We start from the raw sequence: 18569 nt of genomic DNA, 5'->3' as shown, positions 1-18569 counted from the left end.
CGTTCCGGCTGTCGCCGCGAACGCCGCGCTCCCGGCCGATCCGGCCGCCGCCCTGATGAACGGCCTCGCACTGCCCGCGCTGCCGGGCGTCGACATGCTGTTCAAGCCGTTCCTGGACCTGCTGTCCTCCTTCGGCACCGGCGTCATGGGCTCGCTCAACCCGGCGAATCTGCTCAGCCAGTCGTCACAGGTCATCCAGAGCGCGATGTCGGTCGGCCAGGGTGCGCTGAAGAGTGTCGGCGAGGTGTGGGAGGGCCAGTCCTCCAACAGCGCGCAAGCCGCGGGCCAGCAGACTCAGGTCCAGGGCGAGGACGCCGCCCAGCGCGGCTTCGACATCTCCAAGCTCACCGAGGAGGCCGCGGCGGTCGTACAGCGCGGCAACGTCCAGCTCACCGCCGTCGCGAATGCCTTTGCGGCGCAGGCCTCCACGCTGGCTCCACTGATCTTCACGCCACCGGCCCAGGCCACGCTGATCGGTCTCGCCACCGAGCATCTGGGCCAGGCGGTCGCGATCACCAATGCCACCCGCGGTGAGCTGGGCGGCTACACCGGCCAGCTGGCCGGTGTCGTCCAGCAGGTGCTGGGCGCCAACGGCCCGCAGGCGGCCCAAGCGGCCCAGTCGGTGGCGGAGAGCGTGGGCCAGCCGATCATGGAGCAGGCGCAGCAGCTGATCTCGGGCGGCGGCTCGGACACCATGGCCGCGGGCCTCGGCGATTCGGCCACGGGCGGCACCTCCACGTATTCGTCCTCCTTCGGCGGCAACGGCGCGCACGCCGGATCCGGTGGCGGCGGCATGGGAGGCGGCGGCGGAGCGGCCGGTGGCCTCGGCGGAGTCGGCGGCCTCGGCGGCGGTGCGGGCGCCACCCCCGGCGGGCCCGGCGCCTCGGTGACGGGAGCGCGGCCCGGCATGGGCGGCATCCCGGGCATGCCGTTCGGCCCCGGAATGTCCGGCGTGGCCGGGCAGGGCATGGGCTCGGGCTTCATGGGCGCTCCCGGTGCCGCCGGTCAGCGCAACAACGAGGAGGAGCACGACCGCAACGTGCAGCCCTACCAGAGCCCCACGGGCAATACCGATCTCACCGGCGCGCTGGGCGAGACCGCGCCCGAGGTCATCGGCCAGACCCATCACGACGAGATCATCAACGATTACGAGATGGATCAGCTGTAGGTTGACGCCAGCCAGACCGGCCCGGGCCCCTTCGGCCCGGGCCGGTCTCGTTTTCGTTCCGCTCGAATCACATAGAACGCGTTACATAATCGGACCCCGGCCGCGCTATCGAAGAACCTCGAAGGCCACGCCGACCCAAGCACCCCCACGCTCCGACAAACGCTGCCCGCCAGGCGGATACGCCGGTCAGTGGGACGCGTTCGCCGATCTCCTGACAGTTCCGCCCGGCTCGGGCTAGGATCTCGACAGTTATTAGAATCTGTTCTAGTTTGCAGCGAGCCGAGAGGATGCCTCGATGCGCTTCACCTATGCGGAGGCGATGACCGATCCCGCGTACTACATCCCGCTGGCGCAGGCCGCGGAGGCCGCGGGGTTCCACGGCATGTCGATCGCCGACAGCATCGCGTATCCGGCGGAATCGGATTCGACCTATCCGTACACGCCCGACGGTTCCCGGGAATTTCTCGACGGCAAGCCGTTCATCGAGACGTTCGTGCTGTCGGCGGCCCTGGCGGCCGCGACGAAGACGCTGCGGTTCAACCCGTTCGTGATCAAACTGCCGATCCGCCCGCCGGTCCTGGTCGCCAAGCAGACCGCGTCGCTGGCGTATCTCAGCAACAACCGGTTCGCCCTCGGCGTCGGGATCAGCCCGTGGCCGGAGGACTTCGAGATCATGGGCGTGCCGTTCGAGCGCCGCGGCAAGCGGATGGACGAATGCATCGAGGTGGTCCGCGGGCTGTGCACCGGTGAATACTTCGAATACCACGGCGAGTTCTACGACATCCAGAAGATCAAGATCACCCCGGCGCCGACGGAGCCCGTGCCGATTCTGGTGGGCGGGCACAGCGACGCCGCCCTGCGCCGCGCGGTGCGGCTGTGCGACGGCTGGATGCACGCGGGCGGCGACGCCGAGGATCTGGACAGGATGCTGGCCAGGCTGACCGAATTGCGCGCGCAGAGCGACCGTTCCGGTCCGTTCGAGATCCATGTCGCCTCGATCGACGCCTACACCCCCGACGGCATCAAGCGCCTCGAGGACAAGGGCGTCACCGACGTCATCGTCGGCTTCCGCTACCCCTACACCCCCGGCCCCGACGAGGAGCCCCTGGAAACCAAGATCGCCAACCTGGAGCGCTACGCCGAGTCGGTCATCGCCAAGACGTCCTAGAGGTCAGCGCTTCTTGGCGAAACCCAGGTCGATGACCGAGTCGCGCTCGGATTCGAGTTCGGCGACGCTGAGATCGATGCGCTCGCGGGAGAATTCGCTGATCGAGAGGCCGGGGACCACCGTGTAGCGGCCCTCGGCGCAGGTTACCGGGAACGAGCTGATCAGCCCCTCGGGGACGCCGTAGGAACCGTCGGACGGCACGGCCATGGACACCCAGTCCCCGGCCGGGGTGCCCAGCGCCCAGTCGTGGATGTGGTCGATGGCGGCGCTCGCCGCGCTGGCGGCGGACGACGCGCCGCGGGCCTTGATGATCGCGGTGCCGCGCTGCTGCACGGTCGGGATGAAATCGTCGCGGACCCAGGCCTCGTCGGCGACGACATCGGGAGCGGGACGGCCCGCGATCGTGGCGTGGTCGATATCCGGGTACTGCGTGGCGGAGTGATTGCCCCAGATACTCACCCGGTGGATCTCGGCGGCCGCCGTGCCGGTCCGGCGGGCCAACTGGGCGATGGCGCGGTTGTGGTCGAGCCGGGTCAGGGCGGTGAAGCGCTCGGCCGGGACATCGGGCGCGTTGCTCATCGCGATGTAGGCGTTCGTATTGGCCGGATTGCCGACGACGAGCACCTTCACGTCATCGGCGGCGCTGGCATTGATGGCCGCGCCCTGGTCGGTGAAGATCGGGCCGTTGGCGGCCAGCAGATCCGCGCGTTCCATGCCCGCCGTCCGCGGTCGCGCGCCGACCAGCAGCGCCACATTCGCACCGTCGAATCCGACCCACGGGTCGTCGCTGATATCGATCGACTCCAGGAGCGGGAACGCGCCGTCCTCCAGCTCCATCGCCACCCCCTCCAGCGCGCCGACCGCCGCCGGGACCTCGAGCAGCCGCAGCCGAACGGGAGTGTCGGAGCCCAGCATCGCACCGGAGGCGATTCGGAACAGCAACCCGTAGGCGATCTGACCGGCACCACCGGTCACGGTGACGGTCACGGGCGTGTGCGCTGCGATGCTCACGACAACTCCTCTTGATCGACGGCCTCGCCCCAACCCTATCGACCCTCACCCGCCCGCAGCGCGCACCGTGAGCAACGCGACATTCCCGCCCGCAAACCTTCAGCGACCGACGGCAGCTGCCGAACTACATTGCGCGCCAACCTGCTTCACCCACGGGAGCACCGTCACGAGCGGCCCGGGCTCCCCACTCCGCTCGCCCGCCGCACTACGCCCACAGCGACCGCTCCGCGAGCACGACGCCGCGCCACGCTCACGGCTCTCCCTCCGCGAGCACGTTGCGCCACGCCCACGGCGACCCTTCCGCGAGCACGCTGCGCGACGCCCACGGCGAGCCGACGGCGGCATCACCGCGTACCACTGCGCCCGTTCTTTCGCGTTACTCATGGCACCGGGCCGACCGGGTCGGCACACATCACGCCAGCGTGGCGATCTCACTGTCGCTGAGTACGACCGGCTGTACGGCGTCCTTGGCGCGGACAAGTTGCACCGCGCGGTAGAGCGGGCGCTCCTCCAGCCCCGCGTCGCGGGCCTCGGCACGCAGCTGGCCGATCAGGAGATCCGAAACCGACAGGGCCGCAGCGAGTTTGCTGGATGCGAGGGCGTCGGCGAGCTTGCGCAGGCCCAGGATGTGCAGTTCCCGGCCGCTACCGGCGTCGGTGTACATCGCCAGTGGGACCGCCTGGGTGCCGCGCCCGGCGGTGATCCGTAACGCGATGCGGCTGAGCCTGCCCGGATAGACCAGAATCTCGACGCCCTCGGCGGCGGCGATATCCAGGCGCCGCACACCGAACAGCGTCCGGGCCTCGATCACGGTGCCCGCCAGCCATATTCGCCGCCGCTGCACCGCCGCGGCGTAGAGCGCGGTGGGCGCGCCCAGCATCACCCCGGCCAGCAGCGCCACCGGCCAGCTCACCAGCAGGCCCAGCAGCAGCGCGGTGAGGACGCCGACGGTGACCGCGGCGAGCAGTAGCCGCCGCAGCATCGGCGCGTACAGCTCGGGGGCGATCAGATCCAGGCCGACCCGTTGCGGCCCTTCGGGATTGGGTTGCTCAGTCACGCGTCCACATTCGTCCGGCTACGGTCGAACGCCCGCCCGTTCGCCGAATCATCCAGGGGGTGACTCGCCGTCGGGGCGGGCGCCGTATCCGTGACGCTACTACCGATCCGCCGCCAGGGCGGCGGTGACGGCGGCAACGGTGTCATCGATCCGAATCTGCTGCTGGTCACCGGTGGACAGGTCCTTCAAGCCGATCTCGCCCTCGGCCAGATCGCGATCGCCCAGCACCAGAGCGTATTTCGCCCCCGAGCGGTCGGCGGACTTCATCGCGCCCTTGACGCCCCGGCCACCGTAGGAGAGGTCCACCCGGATACCGGCGGCGCGCAACCGGCCGGCCAGCTCCACCAGCCTGCTCTTGGCGGCCTCGCCCAGCGGCACCCCGAACACGTCCACCCGCGCCGGATCGGCCGCGGTCTTACCCTCGGCCTCCAGCGCCAGGATCGCGCGGTCGACGCCGAGCCCGAAGCCGATGCCGGACAGCGGCTGCCCGCCCAGCTCGGCCATCAGGCCGTCGTAGCGCCCGCCGCCGCCGATGCCGGACTGCGCACCCAGCCCGTCGTGCACGAATTCGAACGTGGTCTTGGTGTAGTAGTCGAGCCCGCGGACCATGCGCGGATTGACGACGTACGGCACGCCCAGCGCGTCCAGATATCCGAGCACCTGGTCGAAGTGCGCCTTCGCGGACTCCGAGAGGTGGTCGAGCATGAGCGGCGCGTCGGCGGTGAGTTCCCGCACCTCCGGCCGCTTGTCGTCGAGCACCCGCAGCGGGTTGATCCGCACCCGCCGCTTGGTCTCCTCGTCCAGCGGCAGCCCGAGCAGATACTGCTGCAGCAGTTCCCGGTACTGCGGGCGGCAGGTGTCGTCGCCGAGCGAGGTGATCTCGAGCCGGAACCCGTCCAGCCCGAGCGACCGGAAACCGGCGTCGGCGATGGCGATCACCTCGGCGTCCAGCGCCGGATCGTCCACACCGATGGCCTCCACGCCCACCTGCTGCAGCTGCCGGTAGCGCCCGGCCTGCACGTTCTCGTAGCGGAAGAACGGACCGGCGTAGCACAGCTTCACCGGCAGCGGGCCACGGTCGAGCCCGTGCTCGATCACCGCCCGCATCACCGAGGCGGTCCCCTCCGGGCGCAGCGTCATACTGCGGTTCTTGCGGTCGGGGAAGGTCCACATCTCCTTGCTGACCACATCGGTGGACTCGCCGACGCCGCGCGCGAACAGACCGGTCTCCTCGAAGATCGGCAGCTCCACATGCCCGTACCCGGCCAGCCGCGCCGCGTGCACCAGCGCGTCGCGGACGGCGACGAACTGCGCGGAGGCGGGCGGCAGGTAGTCCGGGAAACCCTTCGGGGCGGCAAAGCTGCTGGTCTTGGTCACGATCGTCCAGTCTCCCCCACGCCACCACGAATAGTCCAACCGGTTCCCGCCGCGGCGGAGCGGAGGTGACAAACACGGTTCTCAGTAACTGATGGCACACTCTATTGCCGGAAGCTCAGGGTTCACCCGCCGGAGGCGGTGCAGACGAACACAGCACGGGAGGAATAGGGAGTGCCGAGCAACGAACAGCGGCGAGCGGCGGCCAAACGCAAGCTGGAGCGACGACTGGCCCGCCAGGCGGACCGAGCCCGCAAGCGCAAGCGGCTCGCCATCGCCGGATCAGCGCTCGGTGTGGTCGTCGTGGTCGCGGCCGGCGTCGGGATCTACTATCTGACCCGCGGTGACGACCAGGACGCCGCGGCGGCGAACCCGGATACCTCGCAGACCGAGACCCCGCAGGCCGCGCCGCCACCGGAGGCCAAGCCCAAGCCGGCGACGGTCAGCTGCACCTACAACGACGGCGGCGAGGCCGCCAAGCCGGTGCACAAGCCGGAGAAGACCGAGGTCTCCACCGCCGAGGCGCAGACGGTCCGCATCCAGAGCAGCCAGGGCCCGATCGATATCAAGCTGAACGCGGGCGAATCGCCCTGCACCACCAACAGTTTCGTCAGTCTGGTCAACCAGGGTTACTACAACGGCGCGCCGTGCCACCGGCTCAGCACCAAGGGCCTGCAGATGCTGCAGTGCGGTGATCCGACCGGCACCGGCAAGGGCGGCCCGGGCTACGCCTTCGACAACGAGTACCCGACCGACCAGTTCCCGCCGGAGCAGCTGGCCGCCGATCCGACGCCGGTGCAGTACAAGCGCGGCGTGGTCGCGATGGCCAATGCGGGACCGGGCACCAACGGCAGCCAGTTCTTCCTCATCTACGGCGACTCGCAGCTGCCGCCGCAGTACACCATCTTCGGCACCGTCGACGAGGCCGGACTGCAGACGCTGGACAAGATCGCGGCGGCGGGTGACGACGGTTCGATGGATCCGCGGCCGGGCGGCGGCAAACCGAACCTACCGGTCACCTTCGATTCGGTACAGGTGGCCTGAGACCCCGAACCCCTACCGCCACGGCACTTTTGAGCCCGGCGCGGCTACGGGGGTTATCCAGGGTCCCCGGGAGCTTCGGGCCCGGCACCGGCTATCGGTGCCGGGCCCGTCGCCGATCCGGAGGCGGACGCGAAAACCTACCGGTGGGGACCCTGCATGTCGCACTGGCACAGGTCATTCGGTTAGGGCATTCTGAATCCGGAGAACATCCGGCGCTTCGGGTTCCTTGCCGGAAATGTGCGATATATGCTTTTGTTGCACGGTCTGAGTAAGGTAACCCTGCTTTTTGACTGGTAACCTCGAAGAACGGAGTACGAAGCGACGTAGTATCCGCCCCACCGGGTGGTGCCATCGTCGAAAAGTGCTCCCGGTGTCCGCGTTTGCAGGCGGGGCATCGTCACGCGAACCACCGTTCGGGTGGCGTTGTCCATGACGAAGCACCACAATCATCCACAGTGATCACTGCAGCATCGGGGAGCAGGCTATGGCCGAGGAACTCGACGACATCGGTCGCGAAACAGCGGCACTGATGAGGCAAATGTTGCAGCTTGCGACCCTGGTCGCACTGCGCACCCGGGAACGTGGCCAGCGTGAAGCCGAGGCCCGCGTCAAGATGACGCAGGAGCGGGTCAAGGAAGCCCGGGAGCGCATGCTCCGGGATGCGCGCGAAGCCAAGTCCAAGGACCCACGCAACCTCGAGCTGGCACGGATGCTGGAAAAGCCCGTGCTCGAGAAGGGCGTATCCCTGGAGAAGGACCGCTTCGCCGCCCAGGCCACGGCCGCGCGCAGCGCCGCCCAGGCCGCAGCGAAGACCAAGGTGCGCGAGCTGGACCGGTACGACTCCGTGGAGCGTCGGCAGGCACTGGCGGGGCATCTGGCCCGCATCGGTGTCGCGCCGGAGCTGGCGGCCGTACGGATGCTCATGGAGGTCAGCCAGGCGCAGCCGCCGCAGGCAGCGGTACGCACCCGGCCCGACGAGCCGCCGAAGGTCACCCGCGCGCGCGAACTCGAAGAGCGCGGCCGCGAGCGCGTCCGCAACTGACACACCCCGTCCGTCCCGCCCGGACCGGAACATCTCCGGCCGCGACCCCACCGCCGGGGTCCGGCCGACATTCCGGGATAGCGTGCGGGACTTTACATTTCACTCACGAACGAAAGTCGCCCGCCGCCGGATCGATCGTCGGATCACCGAACATGCCCTGCTGCGGGGACTTCAGCGGCAGCGGGCTGAGCATGTCCTTGTGACCGTGGCGGACACTGCAGTACTTGAACGGGCCGCGCGGATCGAACAGCTTCCCCATGTGCGGATCGGCGTGATCGAGGAACCAGACGCTCATTCCCGTCTTGCCGTCTTGACGCAAATATTCCCACGCGCGCCACAGCGCCTCCAGCCGCATCGCGGCCTCGGCGTGCTTCCACCATTCGGGACACCACACCGTATCGGTGAGGTCGGTGACCTGCCGCCGGTACACGAGGCTCAGATAGTTCTCCACGAACTCGACGACGTTCGAGTAGATCATGTCCTGTTGCTGGTCGGCGTTCACAGCGGCCGGACCTCCTCGGGCTGTCCGTAGGTCGTGGGCGGCGGGGCGATATCGGTGGTGCCGCGCGACTCGATCAGATCGTTCACGGTGCTCGTCCGCTGCGGATCGTGCTGCTCGATCGAGCGCTTCACCTCGGCAGCGTACTCGCCCTCCCACCACGGCACGGTGCGAACCATCGTCGCGGGAGCGCCGGAGGAGAAGACGACCGCGCGACCGCGTGGCAACGTCACCAGAGCGTTCACGTTGAGGGTGCGGGACGAGCCCAGCGAACGCGAATAGCTCTTGCCGCCCTTGGATTCCGACACCGAGGCCGAGATCGAGTCGTAGTCGCCGATCGCCTCGGAGCGCTGGGTCAGGAACTTGATGTCGTCGACGCCGCTGCCGAGGACCTTGATATTGGCGGCGGCCCACAGCGCCTCCATGCCCGCCTCGCCCCAGCAGCGCGCGCCCTGCGCCCAGGACTGCAGCACCGTCATGACGACGATGCCGCGGGAGCCGAAGTGGCTGTACTGCTTGGGCAGATCCTTCCAGCGGACGATATTGGCGGCCTCGTCCAGGACGGCGAGCAGCGGGATGGGCAGGCGGCCGCCGCGCGACTGGGAGGCTTTGTACATCGCCCGCTCGATCACCGCCTCGGTCAGCGCGCTCACCAGCGGACCCGCCGAACCACGGCCCTCCAGGGACAGGCAGTACAGGGTCCAGTTGCCCTCCAGGAACTCCAGTTCGTCGAACTGGTACCGGGATTCGTTGCCCCGGGTGACCCACTCGTGCACGTTCGACAGCTTCAGGCAGCGGGCCATCTTCTTGGCGGTGCCGAAGATGCCGCTCTTGGTCCGTGGTTCGGAGTTGTACTGCTGCGCCAGACCCGACGCCGCGAAGTTCAGGCCCGGAGCCCCGTAGTACGGGGCGGCACGGCGCAGAATCTCGACCGGCTCACCGTTGTTGGGGTCCGTGACCCATTCCCAGATCTGCGTGATCGGGAAGTTCGCTACCGAGGCGGCGAGGAACAGGCCCGCCAGCAGGTCCTCGGCCTCGGGATCGAAGTAGGTGTCGCGCGTGTCGTCCGAACCGTCCTCGCCGTCGGCGAAGTGGCCCGCGAGGCGGGCCGCGCGCATCTCACAGCCCTCTCGCGGAGCGTTCACCCAGGCCAGCGGATCCCAGAACCAGGTCGGCCGCTCACCCGCGACGCCCTGCGGGTCGAAGACGAATGTCCGAGAACCCTTCGCCTCGCGCACATCTCGCGTCGCATCCACCACGTCGCGCTTGTTCGATGTGGCCAGCACCGGCCCGATGGCGGTGAGGATCGCGGGAATGACACGCGAGGTGGTCTTGCCTTGCCTCGGACCCCAGATGTCGAGATGCAGGTCCTCATACGAGCCGTACAGCGGCACACCGTCGGAGACCGAGACGCCGATCGGCACACCGGGCGGATCGTCGTACCCCAGCCGCACGCCGATCTGCTCGGCCTTCGCCCGCGCCCCCGATTCGGTCAGCGAGGCGATGGCGCCGCCGCTGCCCATGTACTGGGCCTTGGCGTCGACCGGCAGCGCGCCCTTGCCCTTCTTCTTCTTCAGCCGCTTGCGGACCAGCACGACCGCCACACCCAGCACCACGACCAGCAGCAGGATGACGGTGGCCGGCGTGGGCCACTCGATCTTGCCGCGCACCAGGCGCGCCACCACCTCGATCGGATTGATCGGGATGTCCTGTCTCGTCGCCGAGAGCCGGTTACCCAGATGCAGCGCGGCCCAGACCGTTCCGACCAGCCCGAAACCGATGAAGATCAGATACGTGGATACGTCCGGACCCGGATCGGCCGGGTCCCGTACCTTCTTCGCCATCTCCGCCTCCTGGGGGTGACCGTTATTCGTGGGTGCGGCTCAACGGAATCCGTCGAGCCGCCAGCCGTCGGGGGTGTGCACGACGGTGGCGATGACCGTCGCCGGCGGCAGCGGTTCGCGCCGGCCGTCCGGGTAGACGACGGTCTGCTCTATCCCGATCTTGTACTGCTGGTTGTTCGGATCGCCTGCGCTGGGAGCCTTCTCCCCCGACGCGAAGGTGAACGCCTCCACCTTGGCACCGGCCCGGCCCCAATCCGACCATCGCAGTGTCGGTTTCGGGGTCTCGGCGGTACCGGGTGGTGTGTCCAGGGTACGGATCAGGCTGGGACCCAGCCACTTCCGGGCCCGCAACAGCGAGGCATCCTGGGCCTCCGTCGTCGGGTTCCAGGTGTAGATCTCCTTGATGGCGGCGACGGCCACTCCGTCGGGGGTGGTCGGATCGGGCGCCGGAACCGCCTCGAGCTGCCGCACGGTGGACGTGGGTGTGCGCCCGGCAGCCGAATCCGATTCGTCACCGCTGCCGCTGCATGCGGCGGCCAGCATCGCGACGCCCACCACCAGCATCACCACCAGATTCGCCTGTTTCATCGTATTCTTCCAGGTTATCCGGCCCGGGCGGCGAATCGGCAGCACCCGTGCGGATCCGGTCCCGGCGTGTCCCTTTCGCACCCGCGTATCCGTCACATCACCCTCCGCAACCGGCCGTCGCCGGGGATCGGGGCCTCGCGCACGCCGGAGGGGTTGTCGGACGTGATCATCGTGCTGTCGCCGATGTAGACGCCCACCTCCGCCGGGCCGCGGCGACCGAATTCGGAGAACACCAGATCGCCCGGCCGCGCCTTGCTCACCGGGATTTCCGCGCCGATCTCCCACTGCTGCTCGGCGGTGCGCGGCAGGTTCACCCGGCCGGACGAGGCGGCGAAGACCGCGGCCGAGGTGAGACCCGGACCGTCCAGTCCGCCGCCGGTGGGTCCGGACGGACCGCCGCCGCCCCATACGTAGGGCGTGCCGAGCCACTGTTCGGCGGCCTCGACGACGTCGCTGCCGTCGCCGTCGCCCTCCGGCTGGAACCGGCCCATCGAACCCGGCGCCCGGTACTGCGCCTCCATCGCCATGATGTTGGCGACGTACGGCTGGGTCTCGGACAGGTGCGCGGCGTACTGATTGGGCATGCCGCCGGAGGCCAGCACCGCACCCTCGCCCGCGTTGTACGCGGCCAGGGACAGCGGCACGACGTCACCGCGCACCTTGCCCTCGCCGATCCAGCCCTCCACCTTGTGGGCGATCGCGCACATGTAGCGGCCCTGGGCCATGATCGCGTCGCCGTCGTCCCAGATGCTCGCCGCGCCATTGCCGTCGGCGTCGATCAGATACGGCTGGCCGTCGTCGGGATTGGTGGCCCGGGCGGTGCCCGGCAGGAATTGCGACAGGCCCTGGGCTCCGGCCGGGGAGGTCAGGCCGCGCCGGAATCCGGACTCCTGCCGCCCCTGCGCGGCGAGGATCGACGGAGTCATCTCCGGGCACAGCGAACCCGCACGCCGATACCAGATTTCGAGCTCCGGCGGCACCTTGCCGTCGGCGAGCGCGCCGCCCGCGGTGCCGAAGCCGCGCAGGCAGTTCGGGTTGGTCGAATACGGCCACGCCCCACCGGCATTCGGGGTCGGGGCGCCGTCCAGCCAAGGCAGCGGGTCGATCTGGCGGCCGCCCGCGAACCGGCCGCCGGGCACGATCTCGAAATGCAGGTGCGGGCCGGAGGATTCGCCCGCCGAGCCGACGGCGCCGATCTCCTCCCCGGCGCGCACGGTCTGGCCCACGCGCACCTTGACGCCGCTTTCCCATTCGTGCCCGTACACCGCCGAGAACGGGCGGCCGTTGACGTCGATGGAATCCACGACGATCCAGTTGCCGAAGCCCGACGCCGGACCGGCGGCCACGACCACGCCGTCGGCGACGGAGAAGATCGGGGTGCCGTCGGCGGCGGCCAGGTCGACGCCCAGGTGGCCGCCGTTGCGGGCGCCGAAGGTATCGGAGACGGAGAAGGATCCGCCCGGCAGCGGCCAGGTCCGGCGGATCGGCGCGTTCCCGGCCGCCAGGGAGGGCGCACCCGTCGCGGTCGTCTTGATCGCCGCGGGCGCGTTCGTCACCCCCGGCATATTCGGCCGCGTCGACGAATCCGGGGTGGAACGCGCCTGACTCCCCGACGTACCGGCCGCCGATGTCCCCGCCGCTCGCGGGTCCCCGGGTGCGTAGCCACCCAGCGGCGGGGCCACCGACGACGGCACGGTCGTCGTATCGCACTCGTCCTCCGAGGCGGGCACGACCACCACCAGTACCAGCGTGACCAACGCGATCACACTCCCCAACCCCATCCACGCCAGGGTCTTAGCGCTCACCCCGTACCCTTCCCACACCCCTCACACGCCGAACCTCCACCGGCGCACCACTGTTAGCCGCACCCCTTTCACGCCCACGCACCCCTTTCACGCCCGTGAAACGGGTGCGCGAACCAACACACCGTGCGTGAATCGGTCCACAGCGGGAGGTACTCCCTTCGGGGCGCCGAACCTCTATCGGCGGACCACTGTGTGCCGCACCCTTTGCGTGCTCACGCACCCCTGGCATGCGCCTGTACGGGGTGCGGGAACCGGCGAAGGGTGCGGGAGACGATGTGGTGGCTGGTGTCATGTGGTGCGTTTGGCGTCGTTCAGGGTTTCCGCGAGGGTGCGGTTCATCTCGGCGGCGGCGGCCAGTTGCTGCTGCAGCAGGGCGACCTTGCGCCGCAGGGCGCCCGCGTCCATCCGCTCCAGGCCGGGGCCCTCGGCGGCGCGGACCCAGTTGCGCACCGAGTTGGTGTGCACGCCGATCTGCTCGGCGACCACCCGGCAGGCCTCCGATTCGCTGCGCAGCTTTCCGGTCAATGCGATCACCTGCTCAACCGCGGCCTGGCGCACCTCCGGCGACACTCTTCGATAGGACCTGTGCGGCATCATCCGACGAACCTCCCGATGCTCAGCAGCCGACTGCGCGAATCATGGTGCGGCACAACCCGATCGCGACTCGGACCGTGCCCTCTCCGACTGAATCCGTGGGCGCGCGTGCGCCTCTCGCTCGCGCGGATCAGCGACGCCTGTGCGGCGATCGGCCCGCGCCTCACGCGGCGCTCCCCTCGTCCCCGTGCTTCGACGTGGACTCGGTGAACTCGCTGAAGCGCTGGTTGGTCTCGTGGATGCCGCTTTCCTTCTCCGACATCGTGAACTCCATGTGGAACGGAATCCCGGGGCGGCGATCCTCACCGATCTTGAGCAGGAACTTGCCGGTACCGGGCGCGGGCGGGCGGGCCTGCCCGGGCTTGAGCGCCTCGCCCGTGAGTGCCTGCGGCGCCGACCAACTCGTCACCATCTCCTCCTCTGCCGAGGTGAACGGGACGATCGAATCCAGGCGTTTGATCTCCTCGGGCGGCAGCGCGCCGAAGATCTTGGCGCGCGCGCGTTCGAGGAAGCCGAGCGCCTTGGCGATCGCGGCCTCGGATCCGAGCGACTGCAGGTCCTTGATGGTGTGGCTGATCATGATCAACGAGGTGGCCAGGCCGCGCTGCAGGCGGGTCAGCTCGTCGACGCGGTCGACCATGAAGTCGCCGAGCCCGAGCACCTGCCACAGCTCGTCCATCACGACCTGGAAGTAGCGCTGCGGGCCGATTTTCGCGTCGGCGAGCACGTGCGCGGCCTCGACCGAGGCGAAGCCGTCGGCCCAGCAGGCCAGCATGACGGCGGCCTTGAGTTTCTTGTCGCCGTTGGGAATGTGCGACACATCGATGCACACCGCGACCGCGGAGGTATCGATCGGCGTGGTGGTCTGCCCGTTGAAGACCGCGCCGAACGGGCCCTGGGTCAGCGCCCGCAGCGACCGGCGCAGGCCCTTGGTCGCCTCGTGGTACTCGTCCATGGTCTCGGCGCCGGCGTCGAGCTTGAGTTCCTCGCTCCCGCCGCCGATCACGTTCGCCAGATCCTCCATGATCGGCGGGTTGTCCGGGGTGTAGCCGCTGCCCTCGCGGTACAGGATGCGCAGCGCCGTGGAGATCAGCGTCTCCTCGTAATCGCGCACGCGCGCGCCGCGCACCAGCTCGACCAGACCCGCGATCAGGGTGACCTGGCGGGCGCGGAGCTCCTGTGTCACCTGCAGTTGCAGTGCGGGCATGTCCTCCAGGATCGGCACGATCGAGCCGAGCACGCCGCCCGCGAGTGGATTCAGCACGCCGTGGCCGTATCCGAGGTCGATGACCTGGCCGCCGACCATCTCCACCATCTTGCGATAGTCCGGCTTGACGTCGGCCAGGATCAGCGGCGTGATGCCCTGCGCGACACCGCCGAGCACGATGCGCCGCACCAGGGAGGACTTACCGAAACCGTTGAGCCCCAGCACGAACAGGCTCGGCGCGGTGATGAAGCTGCCGCGCATGAACCAGTTCATCGGATCGAAGCAGACCGGGGCGCCGGTGTGCAGATGGGATCCGAGCGGGGTGCCGATCAGCGGCGCACCGGCGCCGACCGACCAGGGCCACAGTCCCGCCACCTGCGCCGTGGTGGCGCGGTACTCGACCGGCCGGCCGACGACGTTCATGCGCCCGCCACCGGGACCGGCATAGCCCCGATCGGTGAGTGGCTGTGTGTCGCGGTCGAATCCGTCCTCGACGAAGGCCTCGATCCGGGCGGAGGCGTTGGCCCGGCGCAGATCGTCGGTGCGGATCCGGAACGCCGCCCAGGCCGCGCGCAGGCCGTTGCGCTCGCGCGCGATGGCCTCGTACCGCGCCCGGGTGTGGTCGTCGAGCAGCGGCGGGCCCTGCTTCTTCTGCTTGCCCGCCTTGGCATTCCGGGACGATCCGCGCGGGTTCGCGGGCCGGGGCGCGGCGGGCTGCCGGTCCGGGCGGGGACGGGCGGCGCCGTCCGGGGACGGGGCTCGCAACGACATTTCGGGCCCCCCGTGTTCTCGTCCCGACCGTTCCGGCCGGGCACCGTTGTCCTGTGTTCTCTGTGCGCGCCGCTCGTCCGGTCGGTCGGCGGCGCCGGATCCGCGGACGCGCTGCCGGCCGGACAGTTCGTCCAGGCCGCGCCGGCGCTGTCCGGATCGCCCTGCGGTGGAACGGGGTTCGCCGTGCGGCCGCTCGCCGCGCCGGTCGGCATCGGCCGCGTAGCGTCGGTCGGGCCTACCGTCGCGAGGTTGGTCGGGGCGCGGTCGCCCACTGCCGGAACGAGTTTCGGGCCCGGGTCCACCCCTGGGCTTGCGATCCGGGTGATTCCGCTGCGACGCTTGGGGTTTCGATGCTGCGGCCTGCTCGGCTCCGGGATCGCCCGGGCCACCCTCGAGCAGTTCGGTACCCGAGCCGTCGGGGGTTTCGACCGCGTCGCCGACGTCACCGCGGCCACGTCCGCTTCCGTCCGCCGCACTCCGGGCGGCACGGGACTCGTCCCCGTGCCCGGTATCCGCAGAGTCGGCCGGTACGGCGCCGTGTTCCGCATGACCGACATCGGTGGATTCGGAGGCCCGCATTTCCGCACGCGGAGAACGCGATTCGATGTACTCCGTCCACTCGCCGCCATCCCGGCCCGCGTCCCGGAGTTCCGCGTCCGTGGCATGTGATCGGGTCTGCTCGACACCGTCTCGGCCCGCGGAATAGAACTCGGCATGCGCGGCGCGCGATTCGGCATCGTCCGCCCGCTCGACTCCGTCTCCGCCCGCGACGTAGTCCGCGTGCGCGGCATGCGATTCGGTCTGTCCTGCCTCTCGGACGCCGTCTCCACCCGCCGAATAGAACTCGGCATGCGCAGCATGCGATTCGGCCTGTTCCGCCTCTCGGACGCCGTCTCCACCCGCCGAATAGAACTCGGCATGCGCAGCGCGCGATTCGGCGCGGTCCGTCTCCCGGGGGCCGTCGCCGCCCGCGGAATAGAACTCCGCGTGCGCAGCACGCAATTCGGTCTGCGCCGCCTTCGGGGCGCCGTCACCACCGGCGGAATAGAACTCGGCGTGCGCGGCGCCCGCTTCGGGGCCCCGGTCTGCAGCGCCGCCCTCGAACCGGTCCGACTCCCGCATTTCCGAATGCGCAGTGGGCGATTCGGCCGCGCCGCCCTCCGGTTCGACGCCCGCCGTACCGGCACTCATGTTCAGACGAGCGGACCCGGGCTCGGCGGCCCGGCCCGCCGCTCCCTCGTGCCCGGATTCGCGGCGATGCTCGGGCTCGGCGCTCCCCCGCCGCGGATCGCGCCTGCCGCCGTGGGCGACTCGCGATTCGGCGGTTCGCCCCGCACCGGGGCGGTCTTCCGGAGCGCGCAGTTCCGCACGCGCGGCGTCGGATTCGCGCTCCGGGCGCACGGGCGCCCGGCGGTCGGCGTCCTGACCCGGTTCGCCCGGGGCGCGGCGGCGCACGGGACGCAGGGGCACTTCGTCCCAGTCGGCAGGCCACTCTCCCACGCGAGGCTCGCCGGGCGTGTACGCCTCGAGCTCCCACTCCTCGTCGCGGCCGCGCCGCGCACCGCGGCGCGCGGGCACCGGATTCTCCGGATCCACCACCCGTTCGCTGTACCGCGGCGGCTCGCCGCGGTACCGAACCGGAGGCTCGTGCTCACCTGCCATGAAGACTCACCCCGCCAATGCTTTCGGAATGGTCGCGTGTTCCGGCAGGATGACGCCGCAGCCGAGCGAGGCCGCGAAGGCCGCCGCCTGGTAGCGGTAGCACCGCCGGATCTTCAAGCGCGCCTGCGTGGACAGGTCGCGGGTTATGGCTTCGATACGCGGCAGGTCGCCGCGCAGGGGCTCGGTGATGGTCACCAGGGCCCCGAAGCGGGTCACACCGTGACCCCGGGCCTGCTCTTCACGGGCCTGCTGGGTGGCGCCCACCCGCAGCGTCGCGGCCGCCGAGACGACGCCACGCTCGCTCTGCTGGGCGACCAGGGCGTTCTTGTAGTCGTCGTCGACGATCTCCGCGGCGTCGGCCGCCGAATGCGGACGGTACACGATGGCAATGCGTTTGCGCGGAACTTCCGGATTCGGCGCCAGCAGCCGCTGCAGCACCCGCTCGTCGACCGCGCCCTCCGGCGCCGAGTCCATCTCCCAGGTGACCGAGCGGCCGCCGTCGTGCAGGAAGTGGTCCCAGCGCTCCTCGTGCGAAATCGGGCCCGCATCAGCCCAATCCAGCCCGTGCCCGCCCGGCTCGCCGACCGCCACCTCCAGATCCGCCTGGGACGCCGGGTCGTAGCTGCGGCGAATGAACGAGATCACCTCGTCGGCCGACATCGGCTGGGCGCGCACGCCCGCCTCCGCCAGCGCGGCGCAGATGCCGGGCAGCCGGCGGCCGATCTCGACCGCCTCCTCCGCCGGATTCTTGCGGCGCTCGGCGGTGGTCGCCTTGAACGTGATCGCCACCCGCGGCAGCAATTGCACACGCTCCTGGGGCAATTCGGTCGCCAGCTCGAACATCACCTGCTGCGCCAGCTCCGGCGCCTCCGCGCGGGTGATCGTGGAAACCTCGGTGAGCAAACGGTTTCCGGTCTCGGGCACGGTATCGATGACGGGCACGACGGCGACGATGTCGGAGGTCTGGCCGAGCGAGGCCAGGAAGGTGCCCCACGCCGAGACCCAGCGGTCGATCACCGGCTGGTCCACCGCCTCGTGACCCTGCGGCCACGCCCGCAGCACCACCGTGTACTGGGCGAACTGCGGCAGATGGATCATGCCGAAGCTGTAGCCGCCCGCGTCGATGCCCTCGTACAGCTTCGACGGAGCCATCAGCCCGGGCAGCCGCGCCACCCCGCCGGGGACGCGGGAGAACCGGCCGCCGCGGTACACGTGCTCACCCTTGCTGCGGCCGCGCAACCAATGGAACATCATCAATCCCGTCTCGTAACCGGAGCGGCCGCCCGACCGCCAGACCAGTGGAATCATCACGACCGCGCCGACGCCGGCGACGAAGAACGCGGGCTTCGGGCCCGCCACCAGCGCGGTCAGCAGCGCGGTGATGACGACCGCGAAGCCCAGCACGGTCTCCCCCCAGCGCAGACCGAAAAGGCCTGCGCTGCGGGGCTTCTGCCACAACCCGTACGAGCGGTGCTCGTAGGTGCTTTCGGTCGTCGTCATCGCGGGATGGTGCTCCTGCCGAGGTTGGGTTCGCGGTTGGCCCAGCGGTCACCGGCGACGTCTCCCATGGCGGCGTCGGCACGGTTCAGACCGGCGCCCGCCGAGCGAGCCGTGGCAATGCGATTCATCGCGCGGGACGCGCCGCCGCCGGATGCTACTGCGCCGGAACCCTGCGGACCGGCAGGACGCGCGGCGGCGCCACCGCCTCCGCCGCCACCACGACCGCCACCGCCGC

General features: G+C 69.9%; 14 protein-coding genes and 1 pseudogene. 4 read left to right on the top strand and 11 right to left on the bottom strand.

Translation table 11 applies throughout. The features are described from left to right. Together NM1_RS44480 and NM1_RS39305 are read left to right on the top strand one after the other, a co-directional pair. Positions 1 to 1168, top strand: a 1168-nt coding sequence (locus NM1_RS44480; RefSeq protein ID WP_068032697.1) for a hypothetical protein, incomplete at its 5' end; no start/stop codon positions are given. Between the two features lie 295 nt (positions 1169 to 1463). Beyond that, positions 1464 to 2336 carry a TIGR03619 family F420-dependent LLM class oxidoreductase gene (locus NM1_RS39305; protein ID WP_068032695.1) on the top strand — a complete coding sequence of 291 codons (873 nt, stop codon included), beginning with the start codon at positions 1464 to 1466 and terminating at the stop codon, positions 2334 to 2336. A gap of 3 nt (positions 2337 to 2339) precedes the next feature. On the opposite strand, the gene NM1_RS39300 is transcribed toward NM1_RS39305, so the two are convergent. From NM1_RS39300 to hisS, 3 genes are all read right to left on the bottom strand, one after another. Continuing rightward, positions 2340 to 3347, bottom strand: coding sequence for a malate dehydrogenase (locus tag NM1_RS39300; RefSeq protein WP_068032694.1), 1008 nt, complete (start codon positions 3345 to 3347; stop codon positions 2340 to 2342). 412 nt (positions 3348 to 3759) lie between these two features. After that, complete coding sequence (locus NM1_RS39295; protein ID WP_068032692.1) at positions 3760 to 4404, bottom strand: hypothetical protein; 645 nt, start codon at positions 4402 to 4404, stop codon at positions 3760 to 3762. Between the two features lie 99 nt (positions 4405 to 4503). Continuing rightward, the gene (gene hisS / locus NM1_RS39290; protein WP_068032690.1) at positions 4504 to 5781 is read right to left on the bottom strand and encodes a histidine--tRNA ligase; all 1278 of its coding nucleotides are present in this window, start codon (positions 5779 to 5781) and stop codon (positions 4504 to 4506) included. Between the two features lie 171 nt (positions 5782 to 5952). Between hisS and NM1_RS39285 the strand changes: the two genes are divergently transcribed. Next, positions 5953 to 6822 carry a peptidylprolyl isomerase gene (locus tag NM1_RS39285; protein ID WP_068032688.1) on the top strand — a complete coding sequence of 290 codons (870 nt, stop codon included), beginning with the start codon at positions 5953 to 5955 and terminating at the stop codon, positions 6820 to 6822. A gap of 484 nt (positions 6823 to 7306) precedes the next feature. Then, positions 7307 to 7864, top strand: a complete 558-nt coding sequence (locus tag NM1_RS39280) for a hypothetical protein (protein ID WP_068032686.1) — start codon at positions 7307 to 7309, stop codon at positions 7862 to 7864. A gap of 103 nt (positions 7865 to 7967) precedes the next feature. On the opposite strand, the gene NM1_RS39275 is transcribed toward NM1_RS39280, so the two are convergent. The 8 genes and pseudogenes from NM1_RS39275 to NM1_RS43670 form a co-directional block, all read right to left on the bottom strand. Continuing rightward, complete coding sequence (locus tag NM1_RS39275) at positions 7968 to 8366, bottom strand: DUF4913 domain-containing protein (RefSeq protein WP_246011266.1); 399 nt, start codon at positions 8364 to 8366, stop codon at positions 7968 to 7970. After that, positions 8363 to 10207 carry a type IV secretory system conjugative DNA transfer family protein gene (locus tag NM1_RS39270; protein WP_068032684.1) on the bottom strand — a complete coding sequence of 615 codons (1845 nt, stop codon included), beginning with the start codon at positions 10205 to 10207 and terminating at the stop codon, positions 8363 to 8365. The genes NM1_RS39275 and NM1_RS39270 overlap by 4 nt, the downstream gene beginning before the upstream one ends. A gap of 39 nt (positions 10208 to 10246) precedes the next feature. After that, positions 10247 to 10795 carry a hypothetical protein gene (locus tag NM1_RS39265; protein ID WP_084520478.1) on the bottom strand — a complete coding sequence of 183 codons (549 nt, stop codon included), beginning with the start codon at positions 10793 to 10795 and terminating at the stop codon, positions 10247 to 10249. A gap of 92 nt (positions 10796 to 10887) precedes the next feature. Next, entirely contained in the window at positions 10888 to 12600 is a 1713-nt protein-coding gene (locus NM1_RS39260) for a peptidoglycan DD-metalloendopeptidase family protein (protein WP_068032682.1), read from the bottom strand. A 288-nt stretch (positions 12601 to 12888) separates the two neighbouring features. Beyond that, on the bottom strand, positions 12889 to 13197 hold the full coding sequence (locus NM1_RS39255; RefSeq protein ID WP_068032680.1) for a transposase: 309 nt from the start codon (positions 13195 to 13197) through the stop codon (positions 12889 to 12891). 160 nt (positions 13198 to 13357) lie between these two features. Further along, positions 13358 to 16834 carry a hypothetical protein gene (locus NM1_RS44395; protein ID WP_246011260.1) on the bottom strand — a complete coding sequence of 1159 codons (3477 nt, stop codon included), beginning with the start codon at positions 16832 to 16834 and terminating at the stop codon, positions 13358 to 13360. 6 nt (positions 16835 to 16840) lie between these two features. Beyond that, positions 16841 to 18334, bottom strand: a complete 1494-nt coding sequence (locus NM1_RS39245) for an SCO6880 family protein (RefSeq protein WP_068032678.1) — start codon at positions 18332 to 18334, stop codon at positions 16841 to 16843. Further along, positions 18331 to 18569 (bottom strand): annotated as a pseudogene (locus tag NM1_RS43670) (hypothetical protein); the annotation flags it as partial. The gene NM1_RS39245 and the pseudogene NM1_RS43670, both read right to left, overlap by 4 nt.

It is taken from the genome of Nocardia mexicana NBRC 108244 (assembly GCF_001613165.1).
Classification (GTDB): Bacteria; Actinomycetota; Actinomycetes; order Mycobacteriales; family Mycobacteriaceae; genus Nocardia; species Nocardia mexicana.
The sequence above is the reverse complement of the archived record's forward strand: the minus strand, read 5'-3'. Positions and strand labels throughout refer to the sequence as shown.